18 protein-coding genes and 1 tRNA gene are annotated in these 19,567 nt (G+C 37.8%); 8 read left to right on the top strand and 11 right to left on the bottom strand.

Features of this window, described 5'->3' with window-relative positions:
* Positions 1-318: 318 nt before the first annotated feature.
* From mltB to ACE01U_RS16715, 5 genes are all read right to left on the bottom strand, one after another.
* Positions 319-1,320 (bottom strand): lytic murein transglycosylase B, encoded by a 1,002-nt coding sequence (gene mltB / locus ACE01U_RS16695; protein WP_395579986.1) that lies wholly within the window; start codon positions 1,318-1,320, stop codon positions 319-321.
* 428 nt (positions 1,321-1,748) lie between these two features.
* On the bottom strand, positions 1,749-2,399 hold the full coding sequence (locus tag ACE01U_RS16700) for a hypothetical protein (RefSeq protein WP_086207962.1): 651 nt from the start codon (positions 2,397-2,399) through the stop codon (positions 1,749-1,751).
* Positions 2,400-2,426: 27 nt separating this feature from the next.
* The gene (queF, locus tag ACE01U_RS16705; RefSeq protein ID WP_119063092.1) at positions 2,427-3,239 is read right to left on the bottom strand and encodes an NADPH-dependent 7-cyano-7-deazaguanine reductase QueF; all 813 of its coding nucleotides are present in this window, start codon (positions 3,237-3,239) and stop codon (positions 2,427-2,429) included.
* Positions 3,239-4,012 carry an ABC transporter permease gene (locus ACE01U_RS16710; protein ID WP_004982514.1) on the bottom strand — a complete coding sequence of 258 codons (774 nt, stop codon included), beginning with the start codon at positions 4,010-4,012 and terminating at the stop codon, positions 3,239-3,241. The genes queF and ACE01U_RS16710 overlap by 1 nt, the downstream gene beginning before the upstream one ends.
* A complete protein-coding gene (locus ACE01U_RS16715; protein ID WP_395579987.1) occupies positions 4,009-4,944 on the bottom strand; it encodes an ABC transporter ATP-binding protein in 936 nt (311 codons plus the stop codon). The genes ACE01U_RS16710 and ACE01U_RS16715 overlap by 4 nt, the downstream gene beginning before the upstream one ends.
* Positions 4,945-5,122: 178 nt before the next feature.
* On the opposite strand from ACE01U_RS16715, the gene ACE01U_RS16720 reads away from it, so the two are divergent.
* Positions 5,123-5,198: transfer RNA gene (locus ACE01U_RS16720), tRNA-Arg, on the top strand.
* Between the two features lie 988 nt (positions 5,199-6,186).
* On the opposite strand, the gene ACE01U_RS16725 is transcribed toward ACE01U_RS16720, so the two are convergent.
* Entirely contained in the window at positions 6,187-7,761 is a 1,575-nt protein-coding gene (locus ACE01U_RS16725) for a sensor domain-containing diguanylate cyclase (RefSeq protein WP_395579988.1), read from the bottom strand.
* Positions 7,762-8,547: 786 nt separating this feature from the next.
* The gene (locus tag ACE01U_RS16730; RefSeq protein WP_086207914.1) at positions 8,548-9,099 is read right to left on the bottom strand and encodes a serine O-acetyltransferase; all 552 of its coding nucleotides are present in this window, start codon (positions 9,097-9,099) and stop codon (positions 8,548-8,550) included.
* Between the two features lie 510 nt (positions 9,100-9,609).
* Between ACE01U_RS16730 and ACE01U_RS16735 the strand changes: the two genes are divergently transcribed.
* The gene (locus tag ACE01U_RS16735) at positions 9,610-9,828 is read left to right on the top strand and encodes a hypothetical protein (RefSeq protein ID WP_086207913.1); all 219 of its coding nucleotides are present in this window, start codon (positions 9,610-9,612) and stop codon (positions 9,826-9,828) included.
* A gap of 93 nt (positions 9,829-9,921) precedes the next feature.
* On the opposite strand, the gene ACE01U_RS16740 is transcribed toward ACE01U_RS16735, so the two are convergent.
* The 3 genes from ACE01U_RS16740 to ACE01U_RS16750 all read right to left on the bottom strand — a co-directional run bounded on the left by ACE01U_RS16740 (position 9,922) and on the right by ACE01U_RS16750 (position 11,876).
* Positions 9,922-10,299 carry a hypothetical protein gene (locus tag ACE01U_RS16740; protein WP_395579989.1) on the bottom strand — a complete coding sequence of 126 codons (378 nt, stop codon included), beginning with the start codon at positions 10,297-10,299 and terminating at the stop codon, positions 9,922-9,924.
* Positions 10,300-10,497: 198 nt separating this feature from the next.
* Positions 10,498-11,088, bottom strand: coding sequence for a hypothetical protein (locus tag ACE01U_RS16745; RefSeq protein WP_395579990.1), 591 nt, complete (start codon positions 11,086-11,088; stop codon positions 10,498-10,500).
* A gap of 89 nt (positions 11,089-11,177) precedes the next feature.
* Positions 11,178-11,876, bottom strand: coding sequence for an exonuclease domain-containing protein (locus tag ACE01U_RS16750; RefSeq protein WP_119063209.1), 699 nt, complete (start codon positions 11,874-11,876; stop codon positions 11,178-11,180).
* Between the two features lie 461 nt (positions 11,877-12,337).
* On the opposite strand from ACE01U_RS16750, the gene ACE01U_RS16755 reads away from it, so the two are divergent.
* The 3 genes from ACE01U_RS16755 (at position 12,338) to rnk (ending at position 15,580) form a co-directional block, all read left to right on the top strand.
* On the top strand, positions 12,338-13,597 hold the full coding sequence (locus ACE01U_RS16755) for an alpha/beta fold hydrolase (protein ID WP_395579991.1): 1,260 nt from the start codon (positions 12,338-12,340) through the stop codon (positions 13,595-13,597).
* A gap of 155 nt (positions 13,598-13,752) precedes the next feature.
* Complete coding sequence (glyA, locus tag ACE01U_RS16760) at positions 13,753-15,006, top strand: serine hydroxymethyltransferase (protein WP_086207910.1); 1,254 nt, start codon at positions 13,753-13,755, stop codon at positions 15,004-15,006.
* Between the two features lie 169 nt (positions 15,007-15,175).
* Entirely contained in the window at positions 15,176-15,580 is a 405-nt protein-coding gene (rnk, locus tag ACE01U_RS16765) for a nucleoside diphosphate kinase regulator (RefSeq protein ID WP_087526224.1), read from the top strand.
* 7 nt (positions 15,581-15,587) lie between these two features.
* On the opposite strand, the gene ACE01U_RS16770 is transcribed toward rnk, so the two are convergent.
* Complete coding sequence (locus ACE01U_RS16770; protein WP_395579992.1) at positions 15,588-16,277, bottom strand: hypothetical protein; 690 nt, start codon at positions 16,275-16,277, stop codon at positions 15,588-15,590.
* A 161-nt stretch (positions 16,278-16,438) separates the two neighbouring features.
* On the opposite strand from ACE01U_RS16770, the gene ACE01U_RS16775 reads away from it, so the two are divergent.
* The 3 genes from ACE01U_RS16775 to ACE01U_RS16785 are packed head-to-tail and all read left to right on the top strand — an operon-like array spanning position 16,439 to position 19,340.
* The gene (locus ACE01U_RS16775) at positions 16,439-17,227 is read left to right on the top strand and encodes a tellurium resistance protein (protein ID WP_395579993.1); all 789 of its coding nucleotides are present in this window, start codon (positions 16,439-16,441) and stop codon (positions 17,225-17,227) included.
* Between the two features lie 19 nt (positions 17,228-17,246).
* On the top strand, positions 17,247-18,380 hold the full coding sequence (locus tag ACE01U_RS16780; RefSeq protein WP_395579994.1) for a toxic anion resistance protein: 1,134 nt from the start codon (positions 17,247-17,249) through the stop codon (positions 18,378-18,380).
* 33 nt (positions 18,381-18,413) lie between these two features.
* Positions 18,414-19,340, top strand: coding sequence for a hypothetical protein (locus ACE01U_RS16785; RefSeq protein ID WP_395579995.1), 927 nt, complete (start codon positions 18,414-18,416; stop codon positions 19,338-19,340).
* The last annotated feature ends 227 nt before the right edge of the window (positions 19,341-19,567 follow it).

The raw sequence follows: 19,567 nt of genomic DNA on the forward strand, positions 1-19,567 counted from the left end.
TGGCCAGTATATATTTAAGTGATGACTGCATTTATAAACTCCAAAAGACAACGCTTTTTTCTTTAAACTAAGTGGCTGAAAGATAAAAAAACTTGCCTGTTAATTCACTTTTGCAACAGCATTTGACGAAATGGATAATATTCATGCAGTCATAAGCATGTCTAGTGTTTAATTAAAATAATGATAAAAACTACATAAACTGAACGTTTTTTGATTAAAAAATAATCAATATTGTAACATAATATTAAAAATGCCGAATTTTACATCATTTTTAAATATTTTTTTGTTGACATTTTAATCTTGAGTAAAAAGCTAGCCTTATCGGCTAGCAATTTCAGCCCCTAACTGCCACACCGCAGTCGCATACATACGACTCTTATTGTAGGTTGTGATCACCTGAAAATTAGGGTAGGTAATGTAATAACTTTGCCCATAGTTTTCCTGTAGTTGGATCACATTCACCATATCTAAATCATCAATTTTCACAATCGGATTGGTGGGTTGAATGCCCTGATTTTTCAGCACACCATAAGGCGTCGGTAAAGTTAAATCTTTGGCAATCACAGATTCAGGATTAGAACCACTATAGCGTGCTGCGAATCCAATTGGCTGATTACGTTGCCAACCATGATTTGCTAAATAGTTGGCAATTGAACCAATCGCATCGACTGCTGAATTTCGTAAATCGACATGACCGTTACCGTCATAATCCATCCCAAACTTTGGAATGTTGCTTGGCATAAATTGTGGGTAGCCCACCGCACCCGCGTATGAACCTACAACCGAGTTGGTTGGCACGCCATCTTTATAGCTCCATGCGATTAAAGCACTGAGTTCATCTTGGAAATATTGCTTACGGCGTTCGTAACCAAAACCTAAAGTCGCTAAGGCATCACGAGTCACAAAATTACCTTTATTGCTCCCAAAACCTGTTTCTACCCCTAAAATGCCGAGAATGACGGACTGGGGTACACCAAATTGTTGTTCGGCACGGTTTAGGGTATCAGCATATTGTTCTTTAAAGCGGACACCACGTTGAATGGTGCTTTCAGCCATAAAGTTGGTTTTATATTCGTACCACGGTTTGCTTTCACCTGGACGATTCATAATGTTAATAATATTGGGCAAGTTTTTAGAGCCATTCATGGCCCAATCGACTTGTTCAGCAGACAGTCCATAGTTTTGCATGGTTTTTTGCTTGAAGCTGATATAGTCAGGATGAGAAGCGAAATCGTTGGCTTGGCAAAAGCTGGTGATTGACAAAGCGCCAATCAATAAAGGTAAACGTTTAACTTTGTTATAAAAGTTTAAATTTAACATAGAAGTCTAATTTCCAGAGTCATGATGGGCCGTGGACCAAAGCGAATAGAGCGAAGCTCTAAACTACGCATTTATATTATGTCGAAATTCTTGTGAACAGAGTCTAGTTTGGACAGGCTTTAAGATAACACTGTCTGTACTAAAGCGGGCAAATAGGGATACAAAAAAAGACAAACTCAGCCTATATATAAGGCAGATCAAGGAAAACAGGATAGAGCTTCATAGATTTTTTAGTGTGACGGTATAAGTCAAGTTTTACTCATTGATATAAAAAGCTCGGTATCTACATTTAAGCCCATTTTTTATTGAAGACTTTATGGCAAAAGTATGCATTTATACAAAACGTAAGGAATTACAGCTTAGAAACAAAAATGACCCTATATAAATAGAGTCATTTGATCTGAAAAGTCGCGAAAGGCTTTTAGTCTTTAAGCATGAAATAAAGTGTCGTGATACTCAGCTAAAGCTAAAAGTTCATCTTTGGTTAAATTTGGGATGATTTTATTCGCTGCAATATGAACCGCTTTAATGACAGCCGCAGAACCGATATCGGCTGCTTTACGCTTTATCATGCCCAAATCGAGGGTTTTATTAAAGTCATTCATAAAGTGGCGTACAGTCGCTTCAGCAAACTGTTTATAGAGTTCGGTTAACGCAGCTTTATCTACTTCATTGCCTGCTTTAATTTCAGCAAAGTTATATTTGAGGCTGGTCACTAAGCTTGCATCTAAAGCTTCACCCACACGGAACTGACCTTCAGCATCTTTAAACAAGCTTTTTTCAGAAAACTGAATTGAAGCTTGCACTACGTCGTTTGATGCTTTGCCTAAGAGTTGCTTCAACAAAACCGCAACTGTTGACTTAATATAGCCAGCCAGTTTTTCCGCTGTATCTCGTTTATCACTCGGTGGAAAACGGCGTACTAACTCAGTTAAAATGGCATCAATAATTTCATCATTGATCAGTAGTGCTGTTTTGTCTCGAAGTGGATATAAAGGTTCACTTGAGTCTTTCTTCTGCTGAGCAGTTTGAATAGTCTGTAAAAGTTCAGTCGATGGAATAAAACCAAAAAATGGCATCGTGTATTAACCTCAATGTTCTTTATTTTATTGTCGCGCCAATCGAATTGGGCGGGGCATCCATGACACATCAGACACACGACACGGGTTGATATCTAAACCACCACGGCGCGTATAAGCTGCGTACACCATCAGCTTTTCAGGTTTCAAATTTTGCCAAATATCGGCAAACATTTGTTCCACACATTGTTCGTGAAAACCGTTGTGCTGACGATAAGAGATAATATAAGCCAGTATGCTGTTATAACAAGGCTTTTTACCTTTATATCTGATAAATACCGTGCCCCAATCAGGTTGTCCAGTGACTGGACAGTTACTTCTGAGTAAATGCGAGTAAATCTGTACTTCAACATCTTCAGCAGCGCTATCTAATGTCAACAGATTTGCATTGGGATGATTTTCCAATTGAGTCGGGATCAGTTCATCAATACAAATGCCTTCAGGTTGACTAACTTGCACATCATCAACATGAAACAACTCAATACTCACATCTGCGCCAGCAGCCACCGATAAATCCTGTTCAACTGTTGCTTTAAACGCAGCTTTAGACTCAAACTGAGTAAAGTTCATGCTATTAAAGTAAAGTTTTAATGACTTTGACTCAATGAGATTGGGCGAGGTGGCAGGCAGGCTAATGCGACCAATGGCAACTTGTGGAACACCATGGGTGTTTAACCAAGAAATTTCAAAAACATGCCACCAGTCTTTACCTTGTTGAATACCTTCAACATGCGCATAGTGCTCACGTGCAGTGGCACGGGCAATAGGAAAAAGAATGTCGGGTTGATAAGTTGTTGGGTAATTGGTGTCTTTACCCAAAAGAGAATGTTCTACACTCATTATTCACGCATTCCTGAACCACGAGAAAGTAAATAGTAAGCAATGCCATAAAGCACTGCACAACATATAGTCATAACGGATAGGGAGACGACGACGTTAACATCGCTATGACCTAAAATACCGAAACGAAAAGCATTGACCATATATACAATCGGATTGATCAACGATAAATTTTGCCAAAAAGGGCTGAGTGCTGAAATGGCATAAAATACGCCGCCTAAATAAGTTAAAGGCGTCAGCACAAAGGTTGGGATGATGGAGATGTCATCAAAAGATTTCGCATACACAGCATTGATAAAACCACCCAGTGAAAATAAGAACGAGGTGACCAAGACGGTGTAAATGGTAACAAACCAATTGGTAATATACAGGTCAGTAAAAAATAAACTCATAGCCGTCACAATAATACCGACCAAGACCCCACGACAGACACCGCCTAAGACAAAGCCCCATAAAATGGCATGCAAAGGTACAGGACTCATGATCAGCTCTTCAATACTTTTTTGAAATTTGGCACTAAAAAAGCTCGAAGAAACGTTAGCATAACTGTTGGTAATCACCGCCATCATAATCAGTCCAGGGACGATGAACTGCATATAGCTAAAACCGCCCATCTCGCCAATACGAGAACCGACCAAATTACCAAAAATCACAAAGTACAAACTCATGGTAATGGCAGGTGGAAGTAAGGTTTGCGGCCAGATACGCATAAAGCGGCGAATTTCTTTATGCACCAGAGTATATAAAGCTACGCTAAGTTGATTTAAGTTCATGGCGTAGTTCCTTCGAGATTTTTTTCGACCATCTTCACAAACAGTTCTTCTAAACGGTTGGATTTGTTTCGCATACTGCGGACTTGGATCCCTTGCGATTCGAGCAATTGAAATAAGTCATTGAGGGTATGCGCTCTATCCATAGTCACCTCTAAAGTAACGGCGTCGACTAAATGGAAACGAACCCCAATAATGTCGATATGAATCGGTTCAATCGGTGCGGCCAAATCAAAAATAAAGGTTTCCTCATTAAGCTGATTGAGGAAATTTTTCATGCTGGTGTCTTCTTTAATCACACCACGGTCAATAATGGCAATTCGACGACATAGCATTTCCGCTTCTTCTAAATAGTGCGTCGTTAAAATGATCGAGGTACCTTTACTGTTCATTTCTGTGAGGAAGTCCCACATCGAACGACGCAGTTCAATGTCAACCCCTGCGGTAGGTTCATCTAAAATAAGGAGTTTTGGTTCATGCATCATGGCACGGGCAATCATCAGGCGACGCTTCATACCACCTGAAAGCATGCGAGCTTGAACACCACGTTTTTCCCATAAGCCTAGTTTTTCTAAATATTCTTCGGCACGAACTTCTGCAATTTTTTTAGGAATACCATAATAGCCCGCTTGTGTGACTAAGATATCGAAGGTTTTTTCAAACTGACCGAAGTTAAACTCTTGAGGTACAACCCCTAAGCACTGTTTGGCTTGAGAAGGGTGGGTGTCGAGATTATGTCCAAAAATTTCGACAGTACCTGCGGTTTTCTTGGTCAATGAGCTGATAATACCAATCGTTGTAGATTTGCCTGCACCATTTGGTCCAAGAAGGGCATAGAACTCACCTTCAGGAACAGTTAGATTGATGCCTTTTAAGGCCTGAAACCCATTTTTATAGGTTTTGGACAAATCTCTTAACGTCAATGCATCAGTCATGAAATTCTCGAATGATTAATAGTGGCACTATTGTGAGCGATTATGCCTAATAAACCAAGTAATCTACTCGCAATTCTGTGTTGCAGATATGGAACATTGTTTAAAGCATAAGCAGGAAAATCACTCTAAGCTATATAGATGCTTTACCTTGTGATTTTTTTTGATATGATGTGCTCGCGCGCTCATAGCTCAACTGGATAGAGTACAGGTCTCCGAAGCCTGTGGCGTGGGTTCGAGTCCCGCTGAGCGCACCAATTTATTGTTATTTATCAATAGTTTGCATTTTTCCACACGTGTATTTAAATGGGTTTTCGAGGGTAATCATTCCCTTAAAAATTAAAAACAGAATGAAAAATATACAAAAGTCTAAATTTGAAAATATCAGTGACTAACTTTTGCGCTTTCTAAAAGCATAAAACACATTTTTAATAGATTCTATCTTAGAGTCATGTTTTAAAGACAATAGTCTATTTTTAAAACCGTTCTCAATATTTGGCTAACTCAGCTTAACGAATACTTTGGTTTAGCATCTCATTATATAAATGAACCCTTGATACGACTAAAACTGGAACATGAATAGATATTCACCATGCTCCTGAGCAGTTGGACATGGAATTTCCTTGCAAGCATCCATATACATCATAAAAATGATTTCAATACCTTCTAAGGCTTCAGCCAATGCTTTATCCAAAAAATACCTACGCTATTTAATTTTGCCAGATCACGAGCACTTGCAATAAATGCATCACTTTCTTGCATAATTTTCACTGCATATTTCATAGTTATATACTTGAGACTAATATGACGAGTTCACTAAGCTGCTAGAAAGGTTAGAGCTATAGCTTTAGATCCTTTTATCTACAATTTTTTTGCTATTTCGTTTTTGGATAGTTTGGTAAAACAATTTTTTTACTGATTAACTCAATAATCATGTATGAATCCTTTCCTTAAGCAACAGGACAACCCTTTATGCTAGACGTGTCATTTTATGTTGTTGTAATTTATAGCGGCTCTTTGTAAAACGATAACTGATAATAAGATATTTCTTCTTGGAGCTCGGCTCTCAAGTCTTCTAAAAGAGCTGCGAGAATGTTTGCTCTAAATTTGTCTGTCTGTGTTAATCATTACTTCAGTTTGCCTGTATGCTAAACAATTTGTACTGTTGAGAGGATTGAGTACCGCTTCAAATGTCTAATCATGATATTTCCTAGACGTAGAAGAATGTATTTATTCAATGGCGCTTTAAATAGAGGAGGTACGAGTACAATTACGTCCATCATTTTTTGCTTCATATAGTTTTTGGTCTGCAAGCTTAATCACGTCATCGACACTTTCTGCATCTCGTGGCCAAGATGCAATGCCAATTGAAACGGTAATATGTCCCACTGGATCAAGATAGCTTTGTGCAACAGCCTCTCGAAGTCGTTCAGCTGCTGTATATGCAACTTTGGGATCTTCATGCACGACAAATACAGTAAACTCTTCTCCGCCAACACGACAGCAAATATCATGCTTACGGAAATTGTTCATCATGTGAGATGCTAGTTTCTTTAATACATGATCTCCTTGATCATGGCCATAGTTATCATTAATTGCTTTGAAGTGATCAATATCTATGTTGAGTACTGAAAAAGGAGTGTTTGTGGCTTTTAATTCATTTAAAAATAATTTCATGCCTCGGCGGTTATATAGTTCTGTAAGCGGGTCTGTATTTACGTGCTGTTTAAGTTCTGCAATTTCATCTTTAAAGTGTTTAGAACTCAAAAGCAATGAAGTGCGAAAACGCAATGCTTCAAAATACCAAGGATCTATTTTCTTGATATCTTGATCAATATTGGGGCGTGTGAGCATGCTTGCCATTTGAGCAAGTTTATTGAGCGGAGAAGAGATTAAGTAGGATAGTTTCCAAACAAAAATAAAGAGTACAAGATAAAAAATCAGCATACCCAAGGTCACTTTGACAATAATAGCGTTCGCTTGGCTGAGCAATTCTAATGTGGGCTGCTGCGACACAATAATCCAATTCACGCTTGGTATCGCTGCAAAACCAGCTAAGTTCTCGATTCCTTTACTATTGACTAAAGCAATGTTGCCTGAGGAGCGAGAAGTAATATATTTCAACCCCGTATTATTTTTTAATGAATCTCCAATCCGGCTTTGATCAGGGTGGAAAATAATCTTATTTTTATTATCAATAACATAGGTGTAGCTTTTCTTGTGAGAATACGATGTGGCAAGGAGTTCACTGACCAAGTTCTCTTGATTTAAATAAATTGAACCCGTCACAATACCTAAAAATTCATTTTTACGATTAAAAATAGGTTGAGCAATGAGAACAATAAGGTTATTAGAAAGTCCTTTGTAGGGAGAAGATATATAAGTTTGTTTTAGTTTTAAGGCTTCAATGATTCCAGCAGTTTTATATTGTTTTTTGTGGTCTATACGAAAGTTATGTGGTGCATATTCCCGAATGTATGCATTTTTATCGACAATGGTGATCGAGTTAAATTTGTGGGATTGATTCTTGAGCCTTGAAACTTCTGCTTTTAAAACATCTTGATTGGAAAAGTTTTGACCTAAGATGTGAGCGCTAAATTTGAGTTCACTTAACATGCTTTCAAAATATTTATCTGTGCTAAATGCAATTTTGGCAGCATAGCGTTGATTTGCAGCTAAAGAATTCTCTGTGAGTTGCTCTTTGATGACATAATTCAGCACAAAAATTGAAATTAAAAACAAGCTTGATACGCTGCTAATAATTAAGATCAAAATAAGTTTTTGTAAATCTAAACTATGAAAGACAGACTTTTTGATCACTCATTACCTCGAAATAAACAGCGATGTTGTACATTTGCTTGTAGCGCGTAGGCATCCAATTTTAAACAGATTTATGAGAAAAATCTTTAAAAAAAGTATTTGATTGTTTTGGTGTTCATTTTTGAGATATAGATCAATGTACTGATAATATATATGTAATAGTTCTGGTAAATTTACACAAATTACTATTATGATCATACTGATTGAACATAATGGAGCAAAACTAATCACAAATTATAATAAAATTTAATGTAAATAACATTAAATTGACATGCTGAAAACGTAATAATCGAAGTCCATAATATTTTACCTTTGGAGAACATATATGTATGTCATCGGGATCGCATTCATCATTTTACTGTTGCTGATAGGGATAGGTGCAGTGATTACAGGCTTTGCTATGGGGGAGATGTTTTTCATTGTAATCGGAATTTTGTTATTTATTATGGCATTTTTAATTTGGTTAAGTTTTAAAGATAAAGTTTCAAACCCTTTTAAAGATTGATAGTTATAAATTTAATAATATATTTTTTTGATTAATATTTGTCATTTTTCTTGGTTGTTTTGTGATTGAATAATTATAAGATTGAAATATGAACTTATTTGTGTGCTAACTGATTTTTACGTCATAACTTTAGAACTTTTAATGTTTTTCATTTATCTAAGTAGGCTTTTCATAATGATATCGCTCTTGTCCTGACTTTGAATAAGCTCAGTTTTATTGCACATGAAGTGTTTGAAATATGATTGATTGAGCAAGAATGCACTTAAAAATATGTTGAAGAATTAGTCGCTTTTATTGATTTTTGGCCAGCGTCTATTCACTGACTGGCCTGGATGGTTATAGTTTATTACTTTTGCATAATTCCCTACGGCTGTTGCATTTTCCGGGATATCTTTTGTGACTACGCTCCCCGCACCAATGGTTGCATTATGACCAATTTTAACTGCATCAATGATACAGACATTTGGACCAATATAAACATTGTCACCAATGATTGCTGCTTGGCGACCACCATTAGCACCAATTGTTGTAAATTGCGATAAGTTGACATTATTTCCAATCACTGTAGTTGGATTGACAACCAAAGGCCCACCATGCCCAATATATAAGCCATAACCAATTTGTGTAGTACAGTGAATGTCTATACCATATTTCTTTTTCTTATAATAAAACACAGGATAGGCCAGTTTAGCGACCCAAGATTTTGAGCTTGCAAGACGCAACCAAAAACTAAAGTTAAAGCCCCGATTGAACAAATAATTTTTAACAAATGAGCTCATTTTAGTATTGCCACAATAGCGATATAAGTCACTTAAAATTAATTGAACTAACATGGAGATACACTCTTCGGTCGAGTTCGGGAGTTTACTTTATTTGCGGATGAGTTGTTATCTCTATTTTGCCATGAACATGATCGCTCATTTTAATAAAATATCAATTGGATTTTATTTGTACAGTTGTTTAGAAATGTCATACGTACTTGTCGAAGTGCAGAATTACTTTTATATTGTACCTACAGTAGGTCGATAACTAAGACGCTACGATGTAGTTGGACGGATCAATGACAGCTCGTTGAGTTTGAAACGAAATGTTCAAACAATAAATCAGCACTAGCCTTCCAACATAGAAAAGCTCGCAGAAATGCGAGCTTTTTTTATGTGAGTAATTATGACGATGTATCTCGGATGTTACCTTGATTCAGTTTAAGTTTTTGATTTATGGTTATGATTTTTAAAATATTCATATAAATTAACATTGCGATAAATTCTAACATCTCCAAATCGGGACAATTAAAAATCTTATGTTATAAAAGTAAGCAGAGCAAAAAAGAAAAGGAAAGAAAAATGACTCAACTTGTAGATGTGAAGGTTAAGGATCAATACAGTCAAACCTATGAGGTAAAAGCACGACTTAGGCAAGCTCCTGAAGAATCTGAGGCTGCAAATTTAGATTTGTTTCAGCGTATTGAACATATTGTGGTTGAGGGTGAGGTGATTCTTCCGAGTATTGAACTGCTGTTTGAAAGTCAACAGACTGAGAATATATATCGTGTTATTGATTGATTTTATCTTAAACAAAGAGCTCATGTTTACATGGGCTTTTTTGCTTGATCACCAAGCTTAAATAAAAAACAACGCTTTGGTTCTATTGAATAATCAGATGCTTTTCTCGTTAGTTAGGTCAGCACATAATTGCACATCCACATCATACTTATTCAGTTCTTGGATCAAAGTATTCAGTATACATTGTGCTTCTGCGGCATGAGGTGCAAATGAAAGCGTACTTTGCTGCTGACTGTCATAGCATTCGACATAGTCAATTGCCCAAAGATGTGCATTTGCAGTGCGGTGTATAATAATGCGCTGTGGTTGTAGTCGTGGGCTGAGTTGGCGTGGAAGAATATAAGTCAAAGCGAAACAACTATTGTTTAGATCTTCTGGGGGAGATAAAAAAGTAATCAACCAATTTCCGACTTTACTGAATTGCATCGGGTTATCTACAGGATCAAACAGTAGATGATTTAACATTGCCATAGCATGGTTCCTATTTCATATTAGAATTTATGCCTTGAGCGCTTGACTGAGCCAATTGTGCCAAAGTTTAAAGAAATTCGGATGACCTCTAAATTTTAGTTTAGATTTTAAAATAAATTTATAAAAACAATAGCTTGATATTTTTTCTTAGAGCTTACTCCTTTTGAACCATACAAAAAAAGACTGAATATGCATGCCTCAAGCGGCTTGTAAACGTAAAAGTGAATGATTAATTTGCTGTAGATATTGGTTGAGCATGATGGGTTCTATTCGACTTTCTTGTAGGGCGGTAATCCATTGCATTTGGCAACGTTTCAAGCTTTGTAGGTCTGTTGCAGATTGAATTTGGAGAATGAGTTGTCTCGCCATTAATCCACAATAACGTTGTAATAAACTCATCATCAACTCACGAGTTTCTTCAAAATTGTACGCTTTGAATGCTGGTGCTGGTGCAGTAATTTCAGTGTTTAAAACTAGAGCAGCGTTGCTGTCTTTCAACTCAGGCGTTACAACGGGGGAGGAACTTGGAGCTATGTTGGTTATATTTGTTTCAAATTCAACAGGAGTTGGTTTTGGAGTATGAGCTGCTTGGGTGGAATGAATCAGACCCAATTCGACGAGTTGTTCGAGTATTTCTGGTGTTGCAATACGTTGTTTAAATTGATCTGCCAGTCGGTCAAAATCTTCTGTGCCAATTAAAACCAATAATCGTCTCTGGCGTGCATTGAGTGGGATATGACGTTGTTGTAACGCATCGAGACCTAATGCTGTCTTTTGATAATGATTCATACCTTAATTTACTCCCCCGAAAAAATAAATTAAGGCTGAACATACAGTGTAAAAATTACAGTAATATTAACAATTTATGACAAATTATTTTAAAGTGTTGTAATGCTGGCATTTTCCAAAGCCTTACGTAAGTAAGGATCAAGTTCATCTTGGCGCATTAACCACTGAATATAGTCGGCAGGGAGCTCTGCAATCGCAGTTCCACGATGTTTACCAAAGTTAATGACACGAGGAATGCGGGCATCTTCAGAGGCTATAAATAACTGCTCCATACTATTTATTTTTAAGTGATGAACCACATGCATTAAAATATTGGCTGTTAAGATAATATCCATATCCGCACGGTGCGCTTTTTTAATCATCTCACGGGCTTTTTCACTACCTTTGGAGATCATATAAATGAGTGCTGAAATATTATGGGCTTCAGCATCAGGCCAAACTAAGCGCGCAAGTGCCAAAGTACAAATTGCTTTAATATTTGAAACATTTACACCACATTTTTCTATGGCACGAATATCATAGTCAATATTATGACCAATAATGTATTGGGTCTCATCTGGTAGCCTGAATGTCGTGTAGTGGGGTTGGCCCACTAAATCTGACTCTAAAATATGGTGTACAGCCATAGCAGCAAAAGAAATCGGTTCATCGACCGTATAGAGCTGATCAAAGACTTGGCTTTTATCTAGGCTTAATTTGCCATTGATGATTTCAATTGGCGCGTATGCAATCTCAATAGGTTGACCGTTGAGGGTATGAGTTTCTGTATCGAGAATGATGGCTTGCATATGCATGTCCGAAAATTGAAAACTGTATAAATTTATCATTTTCAACAGGATCAAGACAGCCTGCGATGTCGGATTTGTAGCCTGATATTATTTTTGTTGGTGAACAAGTGTATGCACTGAAGCGCAAGTTTAAATGATTGAGCCATATTCATCCGTTCAAATCGACTAGATACAATAAGCCTAGCGAGTCGTAGTTCATTATCTTGAGAAAATTAAATAGCGTTAAAAACGTATTTTTGGACAGTCTCACCTATAAGTGCAATGGCTTGTTATATGGTTTTTTACTTTATAAATTACAATGTTTTATGTTGTTTCAAGAAATAAAGATAGATTCAAAAGGGTCATTTGTTTATTTTTTGTAAGTGATCTTGCTATAGGTCATTTTGAAGCGTAAATCATTAATGTATTCAAGTGATTTGAATCGTTACAACAAGAAAAAAACTTCATTAAGGAAATTGAAGATGAAAAAAAGATTATTGGCAGTGTTGGTCAGCAGTTCTGTACTTTTATTAACAGCCTGTGGTGGTGGGGAAGGGAACACAACTTCCGTCGTTGTAAATGATGGAGTCCCGAAAAATAATATTGTAAATCCAGTGGTGAAAACTGAAGCTTATACGGATGTTAATGCTAGTACCAATATTGTTCTGGATAGTGTGAGTGCATCTAAAACCTTGATGACATATAAAATGCGTGGTGTAAATGGGAGTGAGACTCAAGCGACCGCATTAGTATTTACACCCAAAGGAACAATGCCCGCAGGTGGTTGGCCAATTGTTGCATGGGCACATGGGACAACTGGCGTTGCTGATCAGTGTGCGCCAAGCCAACAGGGCTTAGCTGGAAATGAATATTTGATAGCTAAACTTCTTGCCTCAGGTTATGCCGTGGTTGCACCAGATTATGAGGGTTTAGGTGAACCTAGTGGCCGTGAGTTACATCCATTTTTAAATCTAAAAAGTGAAGCCTATTCGATCACCGATGCAGTTGTTGCAGCGAGTCAAAATTTTGGTAATACAACTGAAAAACGTTGGGCTGCCATCGGACATTCTCAAGGTGGACATGCAGCATTGGGTGCAGCTGAAAATGCATCACGTGCACAACTTGATTATAAAGGTACGATTGCAATTGCTCCTGCATCATTTTTAAGCTTGATTCTGATTGGCGGTGAGCAACAGGCAGCTGCTGAAACAAACTTAACAAATAAAATTAAAACACTTGCAGGATTAGACACATTTACAGCCTTAATTACAGCAGGGTTAAGAAACCCTTATCCAAATTTACACTATAGCGAAGTGTTCCAAACGCCAACTGATAATATTGCAGCAGAAGCTGAATCACTATGTTACACAGCATTAGGTAATAAGTTTGGTGGGGCGATGGGTGTTTATGCTGCAACATATGGAACCATAGATGGTTATCCACGAACTCAAACAGGATTTATGTCGAATATTCCTGAAGTAAAAGATTTTCTAGCCAATGGTTCACAACCTTTGAAGAGCAAGATTAGTACCCCAGTGATTATTTATCAAGGAACATACGATACGACAGTACCAAGAACAATAACCAATAACTTAGTGAATACAGCACCAGCAGGTACGGTGATCACGTATGTTAATGACGATCAACTCGCAGCAGTTGATAAGTGGGATCACACTACTGTTTATACTAAAAATTTGGATAACTTTGTGGCAGATGTTAAAACTCTCATGCCAATTCAATAATTTGCTTTGACCTAAAGCGCTCATGTAGTTTTACTGCATGGGCGATTTTTATTTCAAACAGAGTAAAGTTCGTTCTCAAAATTTATAAACTTCATGCTACAATACGCGCCAATCTTAGCACGGCTTAAAAGCCCTAATTTCATAGGACCTCGCTAATGTTTGCCAATATCTCAATTGCTGAATTTGATCCAGAAATCGCGCAAGCAATCACACAGGAAGATGCTCGCCAAGAAGCGCACATCGAACTGATTGCTTCTGAAAACTATTGCTCTCCAGCAGTAATGGAAGCGCAAGGTTCAAAACTTACAAACAAATATGCTGAAGGCTACCCAGGCAAACGCTACTATGGCGGTTGTGAATATGTAGACGTGATTGAACAATTAGCGATTGACCGTGCTAAAGAGCTTTTCGGTGCAGATTACGCAAACGTTCAACCACATGCGGGTTCACAAGCAAACTCTGCTGTTTACTTAGCCCTTCTTAACCCAGGCGACACAGTTTTGGGTATGAGCTTGGCGCATGGTGGTCACTTGACTCACGGCGCAAAAGTGAGCTTCTCTGGCAAAACATATAACGCAATTCAGTACGGTTTAAACCCAGAAACTGGCGAGATCGACTACGAAGAAGTTGAACGTTTAGCAATTGAGCATAAGCCACGTATGATCGTTGCTGGCTTCTCTGCATATAGCCAAATTGTTGACTGGCAACGTTTCCGTGACATCGCGGACAAAGTTGGTGCTTACCTATTTGTAGATATGGCTCACGTTGCTGGTCTAGTTGCTGCTGGTGTTTACCCAAGCCCAGTTCAGATTGCTGACGTAACAACAACAACTACTCACAAAACACTTCGTGGCCCACGTTCAGGTTTAATCCTTGCGAAAGCAAACGAAGAAATCGAGAAAAAATTACAATCTGCTGTATTCCCTGGTAACCAAGGTGGTCCTTTGGTTCATGCTGTAGCGGCTAAAGCAATTTGCTTTAAAGAAGCAATGGCTCCTGAATATAAAGTTTACCAACAACAAGTGGTGAAGAACGCTCAAGCTATGGCTGAAGTTCTCATTGCTCGTGGTTATGACATCGTTTCTGGCGGTACAGAAAACCATTTGTTCTTGTTATCTCTTATTAAGCAAGATGTAACAGGTAAAGAAGCAGATGCATGGTTAGGTGCAGCTCACATTACTGTGAACAAAAACTCTGTACCAAATGACCCACGCTCACCATTTGTGACTTCTGGTATCCGTATCGGTACACCTGCTGTGACGACTCGTGGTTTTGGTGAAGCTGAAGTACGTGAACTTGCTGGTTGGATCGCAGACATCCTAGACAGCAAAGGTGACGAAGCTGTGATCAATGCTGTTAAAGCGAAAGTTGAAACTGTTTGCGCGAAATTCCCAGTTTACGCGAACTAAGTTTGACTTGAGAAAGCCCCCTCAAGGGGGCTTTTTTTATGGCATTAAAAAATCAAAATCAGTTGAAATGTAATTTAGACTGCATTTCTGATATAACAGAAGTTATAGGCTAATAAATTATTTTTAATAAGAATTTTATTCATATCGTATTCAAATAGGGATGCAGCACATGGCAAATCCAGCAATTATTATTTCTGAGCAGGATCTTCATCGTTTAGAAACGATGCTAGAGCATCAGCCTAAACTTACACCGACTATGCAGTTGCTTGAAGAAGAATTGGCCCGTGCCGATGTTGTTGCGCCACAAGATATGCCTGCCAATGTGGTAACGATGAATGCAAAAGTTTTACTGACCATTGCCCCATCTACAGAAGCATCTGAAATTACCTTGGTTTATCCGCATGATTTTAAAGGGGAGAAAGGGCAGGTCAATGTGGTTGCTCCAATTGGCGCAGCAATTCTGGGCTTAGCTGAAGGTCAAGAAATTGAATGGCCACAGCCAGACGGTCAAATGATGAAGGTCAAAATTGAAAAAGTGCTTTATCAACCTGAGCGTGAAGGTGATTATTTATAATATCGAATCACTTAATTTTAAGGCCATGTTGCTCATGGCTTTTTATGACGTTGAATATGTGCTTTCTATAATGAAAGACAGTAATGCAAAAGAAAACAAAAAAGTAGAGTGTTGATTGATTTCGATTTTTTATTTCATCTAGATAGAGTTGGTTATATTGTTGATAGGCTTGTTCATAGCCGAAAATCATTTTCCCATTCACATGTAGTGCATACAAAATATCATGAGGGCTCTTTAGATAAGTGATGGATTGACCTCTCCAAGCAGGAATATCTAAAGTTAACCGCATTGCATCGAATAGCCATTGGCAAGTATGAAAATAGCGAATAGGTAAATTCATTTGTTTTATTGGATTTTTCGGGCCAGTGTAGGAGGTGGTCTTAAAAGGTGAGTCTAGCCAACGATCACACCAAACCGTTTGAATTCGGCTCTGATTCTGGCTAAAGAAACCGACCAAAAATTGCGTTTTACCCAAGCGGTTTAAATTATAGGGTGCTAGATTTTTTTGATAAAGTTGAATAGCTGTTTCATTGCCTAACAGTGTGCCACTCACTTGTTGCAATTGGCTCGGATCATGCTCTAAAAATGTTTCGTGGATGCGTTTTGCTTTATAGTGCGCACCAATACCAATAAATAAGGTTAATGCAATGCAGAAGCCTAAACTATAACGAATGACGTGCTGAAGACGAATGATCATAATTTTAAATAGATATCATTTTATTGGAAGCAGAAGTAATGATTAGCCAGATCAAGATAAAAGGTTTTCACAGCATTTTTGCAAAAATCTACATGTTATTTAATACAAAAGCTGTACTATAAAAATGATTTTATTCAATTTCTTTATTGGGTTAAAGCACTATGGCACAAATTGACGTTCTTGTTCCATTAAGGGATATACCAGTCAATTCAGATGAACTTTTAAGTATCCAACGTAATGATTTAGTTCCGTTACTGAATGATCAATACCGTCTCAATCATTATGCAGATAGTGTCATTCAGGCCCAGTCTGTGTTGCTTAATGGGATAGACCCACAGCTGACCTTACAGCTGAGCCAAACTATTGAGCAACTGATTCAATCATTGGCTGACTCAAAAAAATACCTGAAAAAGCGAAAATTTAATGGGCTGCAAAAGTGGCTTGGGATTGATATTGAATATGGTTCAACCCAAGTGGAATACTATAAAAAACTGGATCAATTGCTGGATCGAGCCAATCATCTCAGTCAAAAATTACAAATCGAAATTCAAAAATCGCAAGCACGTTATCAGCAGCTCACTGGTTTACGTGAGCAAATGGCCAAATATGTATCTGCGGCTGAAGCATTTTTAATGGAATATCCTAAATTTGTGAAGAATGCACATCCTTTAGATAATTTTGCAGAACGTTTGTCCAAGAAAATTAACAGCTTGCAAACTTTGCAAAGCAGTAATGATATTGCGATTACGCAAATGCAGTTGTCACAGCAGCTATCATTGAGTTTGTTAGACCGATATAAAGAAGCACAGCAGGTTTTGATCCCAGCATGGCAATATCATGTCAAACAATCGCAGCAATCAAGCTCGACAATTGAACTAGAAAAGCTCGATAATAGCCGTGAAAAATTGATTAATACCTTAAAAAAATCACTACAGAAACCAACACTTTAAGAAATAGATTAGGTGAATTATGACCAACCCAGAACAAAACAGTCTTGTGGTAGAGCCAACCACCGAAGTGATTGAACATAAGTTTCAACAGTTAAATTTGCAAGAAATTGGCTTGCAACAAGATGACTTCAATGCAGTCTTGGCAGCACGGAAAGAGTTGGCAGAAATCAACCATAACGCCGTGGCGGAGTATGGTAAAAATATTGCGACACAAACCTCTGGATATACAGATGAATTGTTAAATTTAGTGCAAAACAAGGACCTTGATGAAACAGGGCAAAAGCTGAATCAGGTGGTACAAGTCGCACAACAACTGAATACCTCAAGTATCTTAAATAAAAAGAAAAATTCAGGTTTTTTCGGTGGCTTGATGAGCAAAATTAAAGGCGCAAAGAGTAATATTGATATGCACTTTAATACCACCAAAGAACAGATAGATACTTTGGTGAAAGAAATTGAAAAATCGCAGTCTGGTTTAAAAGCACGTGTTGATACGCTAGATCGGATGTTTCATGGTGTGCAAAGTGAATATAAACAGCTCGGTGTGTATATCGCAGCGGGTAAGTTGAAACAGGATGAAATTCAGCAGGAAATCGCAACACTGACTGCACAGGCGCAAGACCAAACCACGACGCAGAGAGTTTACGATCTCAATCATTTAGCCAATAATTTGGAAAAACGCGTGAGTGATTTGCAGGTTTTACAACAATCAGCCATGCAAACATTACCGATGATTCGTATTATCCAGTCTAATAATTTGATGTTGGTCGATAAATTTTATGCGATTAAAAACATCACATTGCCTGCATGGAAAAATCAAATTAGTTTGGCAATTTCTTTAAATGAGCAGAAGAACAGTGTGCAGTTGGCCAATACCATTGACGATGCGACCAATGATTTATTGAAGCGTAATGCTGATTTGTTACATCAAAACTCAGTAGATACAGCAAAAGCTAATCAACGTTCGGTGATTGATATTGAGACGCTTGAACATGTACAAAACACCCTCATTAAAACAGTAAATGATGTGATTCAAATACAAAAAGAAGGGATGCAGAAACGTGCTGAAGCAACCACACGTTTGCGTAGTTTGCAGGACAATTTGAATCAATTGGTTTTAGACTCGAGTTCTAATCGTACGACACCATCTTAATGCTAAGTTGGGTGGTCGATAGAGGAGAAATGTTTGCCTTCTTTAGATGAGTATGTTGTTCAGCCTCAGCACCTTGAACAAGGTGTAGCTACACTCAAACAGCGTCAGCGTAAACTGAGCTTATGGTGTATGGTGAGTGTAATTCTGTTGGTCGTTTCTGGTGTGAGTTATTTCCTACAGCAGGATTTTGTCTATAGCTTTTTTGGGCTCACGACTGAAATACAGCAGCTACATATGCCCATGAGTGTCGATGAAAATCTAGCATCACTTGGACAACAGCCAGATTATTTTCTGAATTTGCTGTCATGGTTTGGTTGGCTTGTGCTCAAGATTATGGTGTCTTTTGTTGGGGCATTCGTATTGGTGCACTATGCACGGAAAGTTCACTTTTTCTATGTGCGTTTTCAGTCTTTTATACTGAAGTTTGTGGCTTGGCTGATCGCATTTATTTTACTGTGGTCTGGACTGACCTATGTGCAATATGATTTAAAAGATGATGAGCATGAGGCTTTCCAGAAAATTGTATATTACGATAAAAATATTCAACAAAGTGAACTCGCGCACTATTTGCAAGAGTCAGACATTCAGCTTCCCGTAAAACATTATTTGCTTGCACAGACGGCATTGTTACACCAACCTGTCGATAAAAATGCAGCCATTCCGCATGTGCTTGCTCTTGTGCAAGCAGAAAAAAACGATTCACATTTTATTGAATATGGGTTTAAGCCTGAACAGCTATGGACGATGCAACACCAACTCTATGGCAAAACACTGACGCCGATGGCTGCAAGTGTAGAAAAACAAGCTCAGCAAGCTGCACAGTTCACTACGGTCATGCAATTCTTCTCGCTTATCTTGATACTAATGATGGCGGTAATTAGTACTGTGTTGTTTGGTTTGACACGTCAGTTAAAGGCCAGAACGTTAAGAATTGAACAGCGGATGCAGAGTAACCCCTAAGCTTTGACTTTATAAAAAGTCCTTTGTGGAGTGGGACTTTTTATGATGAATATCTCAAAATCTATAAAACCGATTATTAAAATAAAAACAAACTGTTTTATCTATTTTTGGATTTACTCTATGATTCTTTTATCAAATAATTTTACAGACTGCTTTGGAGAGCTTAACCATGTTAGATCAAAATACTTCAGCTCAATTAAAAACGCTTCTTGAACGCCTTGAAGGTC

Source organism: Acinetobacter halobius (assembly GCF_044130335.1).
Classification (GTDB): Bacteria; Pseudomonadota; Gammaproteobacteria; order Pseudomonadales; family Moraxellaceae; genus Acinetobacter.

Coding starts and splice junctions, on each gene's coding strand:
- mltB (WP_395579986.1), bottom strand. CDS start 1,320: ATGTTAAATTTAAACTTTTATAACAAAGTTAAACGTTTACCTTTATTG.
- ACE01U_RS16730 (WP_086207914.1), bottom strand. CDS start 9,099: ATGTTAGTTCAATTAATTTTAAGTGACTTATATCGCTATTGTGGCAAT.
- ACE01U_RS16755 (WP_395579991.1), top strand. CDS start 12,338: ATGAAAAAAAGATTATTGGCAGTGTTGGTCAGCAGTTCTGTACTTTTA.
- glyA (WP_086207910.1), top strand. CDS start 13,753: ATGTTTGCCAATATCTCAATTGCTGAATTTGATCCAGAAATCGCGCAA.
- ACE01U_RS16780 (WP_395579994.1), top strand. CDS start 17,247: ATGACCAACCCAGAACAAAACAGTCTTGTGGTAGAGCCAACCACCGAA.
- ACE01U_RS16740 (WP_395579989.1), bottom strand. CDS start 10,299: ATGGCAATGTTAAATCATCTACTGTTTGATCCTGTAGATAACCCGATG.
- queF (WP_119063092.1), bottom strand. CDS start 3,239: ATGAGTGTAGAACATTCTCTTTTGGGTAAAGACACCAATTACCCAACA.
- ACE01U_RS16750 (WP_119063209.1), bottom strand. CDS start 11,876: ATGCAAGCCATCATTCTCGATACAGAAACTCATACCCTCAACGGTCAA.
- ACE01U_RS16775 (WP_395579993.1), top strand. CDS start 16,439: ATGGCACAAATTGACGTTCTTGTTCCATTAAGGGATATACCAGTCAAT.
- ACE01U_RS16710 (WP_004982514.1), bottom strand. CDS start 4,012: ATGAACTTAAATCAACTTAGCGTAGCTTTATATACTCTGGTGCATAAA.
- ACE01U_RS16770 (WP_395579992.1), bottom strand. CDS start 16,277: ATGATCATTCGTCTTCAGCACGTCATTCGTTATAGTTTAGGCTTCTGC.
- ACE01U_RS16700 (WP_086207962.1), bottom strand. CDS start 2,399: ATGCCATTTTTTGGTTTTATTCCATCGACTGAACTTTTACAGACTATT.
- ACE01U_RS16745 (WP_395579990.1), bottom strand. CDS start 11,088: ATGAATCATTATCAAAAGACAGCATTAGGTCTCGATGCGTTACAACAA.
- ACE01U_RS16735 (WP_086207913.1), top strand. CDS start 9,610: ATGACTCAACTTGTAGATGTGAAGGTTAAGGATCAATACAGTCAAACC.
- ACE01U_RS16715 (WP_395579987.1), bottom strand. CDS start 4,944: ATGACTGATGCATTGACGTTAAGAGATTTGTCCAAAACCTATAAAAAT.
- rnk (WP_087526224.1), top strand. CDS start 15,176: ATGGCAAATCCAGCAATTATTATTTCTGAGCAGGATCTTCATCGTTTA.